The 2,355-nt window shown below is 63.9% G+C and carries 2 protein-coding genes and 1 pseudogene; 1 reads left to right on the top strand and 2 read right to left on the bottom strand.

The window, feature by feature from the left end; genetic code table 11:
- Both ACIBNA_RS44985 and istA read right to left on the bottom strand, forming a co-directional pair.
- A pseudogene (locus ACIBNA_RS44985) lies at window positions 1-483 on the bottom strand (ATP-binding protein); the annotation flags it as partial.
- Window positions 476-1,981, bottom strand: a complete 1,506-nt coding sequence (istA, locus tag ACIBNA_RS44980; RefSeq protein WP_122946716.1) for an IS21 family transposase — start codon at window positions 1,979-1,981, stop codon at window positions 476-478. The pseudogene ACIBNA_RS44985 and the gene istA, both read right to left, overlap by 8 nt.
- An 86-nt stretch (window positions 1,982-2,067) precedes the next feature.
- On the opposite strand from istA, the gene ACIBNA_RS44975 reads away from it, so the two are divergent.
- Window positions 2,068-2,223 carry a hypothetical protein gene (locus ACIBNA_RS44975; RefSeq protein ID WP_399171283.1) on the top strand — a complete coding sequence of 52 codons (156 nt, stop codon included), beginning with the start codon at window positions 2,068-2,070 and terminating at the stop codon, window positions 2,221-2,223.
- Window positions 2,224-2,355 lie beyond the last annotated feature (132 nt).

Genomic DNA, 2,355 nt, shown 5'->3' with positions numbered 1-2,355 from the left:
AGATCGACGTACATCAGCTTGTGGGCGACCTGGCCTTGTTTGCCGATGGACTTCTCCTGCTCCAGGGCGTTGGTCAGCTCGACGGTCGAGAAGTAGCGCACACGCTTGCCGTGGCGCTGTACGGCTTCGATTCCGATCGCTGAGGCGAGGTGCGTCTTGCCAGTGCCCGGACCACCGATGAACACGACGTTGTGCGCGCTTTCGAGGAACGACAGCTCGCTCAGTTCGCGCACCAGCGCTTCGTCGACGTGTGCCTGCGCGAAGTCGAAGCCCTTCAGGTCGCGGTGGGCCGGGAAGCGCAGCGGTCATTTGATAGGCGATCGAGCGCACCTGCCGTTCGGCGGTTTCAGCCATCAACAGCTGCTTCATGAAGCGCTCCGGCTCGAAGTCCGTGTGGCGCGACTGCGCGAGCAGCTCCGGCCACGTGCTCGCCATGCCGTGCAGTTTAAGACCCTTGAGCTGGGCCGCGATATCGTTAGACATGACGATCCTCCGGTGGGTTGGCGCGCAGCGTCTCGTAACGGCTCACGTCGGCCGCGGGCTCTTCCTTGAGCTGGAGTTTCGTCGTGGCGAGGCTGCCATTCGTGACGGGCGCCTTCAGCCGGCTCAGCACGTTCAGGACGTGCTCTGCGCTGGGGCGTCCTGAATCCAGCGCAGCCTGTACGGCGAGCAGCACCGCATCGAGCCCGTGTTCGCGCACCGCAGCGAGCACCTGCGTCATGACGCGATCGCCGCCCGGGTGTTTCAGCAGATGCCGCTGCAGCAGTTGCAGCGGCTGCGGCATCGTGATGAACGGTGCGCCGTTGCGCAGTGCGCCGGGTTTGCGCTCGACCAGCGTGACGTAGTGGCGCCAATCGTAGAAGGTCATGTGCCGCTCGAAGCTGCGTTCGTGGCGTGCGATCTCCTGGGCGTTGGCGACGACGCTGAGATATGCCGGATAGCAGCGCACGCTCACCAGCTGGTTCGTGTACTCGGTGGGCACGCTGTAGCGGTTGCGCTGGAAGTGAATCAGGCTGGTCGACGAGACTCGCAGGGTCTGCTCGATGTAGCCGTCAAACGGCCGTGGATTGGGCATCAGCCGGGTACGCTCGTCCTGCAGCACATCCTCGACCGTCAGCTCAGGCCACTGCGGGTGCCGCATGTGCCACGCCTCACGACACTGACCAGCGACCCATTCGTTCAGGATCTCCAGCGTTTCCCAGCGCCGTAGCGCTGCTTCGTGCCAGATCTGACGTCGCCGGTCCTGAACGTTCTTCTCGACGATGCCTTTCTCCCAGCCTGCAGCCCGGTTGCAGAACTCCGGCTCGAACAGGTAGTGACTGCACATCGCTTCGAAGCGCGCGTTGACCGCACGCTCCTTGCCGCGGCCAACCTTGTCCACGGCGGTCTTCATGTTGTCGTAGATGCCGCGCCGCGGCACGCCGCCGAACGCGGCGAACGCGCGGGCGTGCGCATCGAACAGCATCTCGTGACTCTGTGTGGGATAGGCGACGAGCCAGAACGCGCGGCTGGAGTTAAGTTTGACGTGGGCGACCTCCAGGCGTCGCCGCAGCCCGCCAATAAAAGCGTATTCGCAGCTCCAGTCAAACTGGAAGGCTTCGCCGGGTTCGAAGGCGAGCGGCACGAAGGCCTGCCTGCGAGGCGCCTCAGCCTGCTCCTCGTGCCAACGCCTCACGAACGCGCTCACCCGGCCGTAGCTGCCGGCGTAACCCTCGGCGCGGATCGCCTCGAACATGAACCGGGCGGTGCGCCGGTCACGCTTCGGGCGATGACTGTCGGCACGCAGCCAACCTGTCAGCTGTGCGGCCCAGTCGTCGATGACGCTCGGGCTGACGCGCTTCGGATACTTCGGCTCGACGGCATCAGTCTGCCGCAGCCAGCGGCGCACCGTGTTTCGGGACAGGCCCGTACGCCGCGCAATCTCGCGCAACGGGACCTTCTCGCGGAAATACATCCGCCTGATCTTGGCCAATATACCCACCGTGATCACCTTTGTATCCCCTGCTCAAAGATTGAGCAGAGCATTCAATCACGTGGGTCAAAATTCGATGAAAATTTTCAGCTCTAGTGGGTCAGTTCTGTGCGGACATCAACACCGCACTCGCCTATACCTCGCCGTGGATCGCGCCGATCGTCGGCATCGGGGCGTCCGCCGGCGCCTACATCGTGCTGCTGCAGATTGCCCGTGCGTTCACGCGCGAGCCGTCCGTCCAGGGTGAATGATTCCGCTGCACACCCGCCCGCCTCCCGAACCACAGGAATCCTCATGAAAATCATCAACGCCAGATTGCGCGGCCGTAGCGGCCTCTTCACGATCGACATCGATGCGGGCACGTTTCGCGGCATCGGCCTCCA

This window comes from Streptomyces sp. NPDC050164, assembly GCF_044459945.1.
Lineage (GTDB): Bacteria > Actinomycetota > Actinomycetes > Streptomycetales > Streptomycetaceae > Streptomyces > Streptomyces coeruleorubidus_A.
This window is presented reverse-complemented; position numbering and strand designations above follow the sequence as displayed.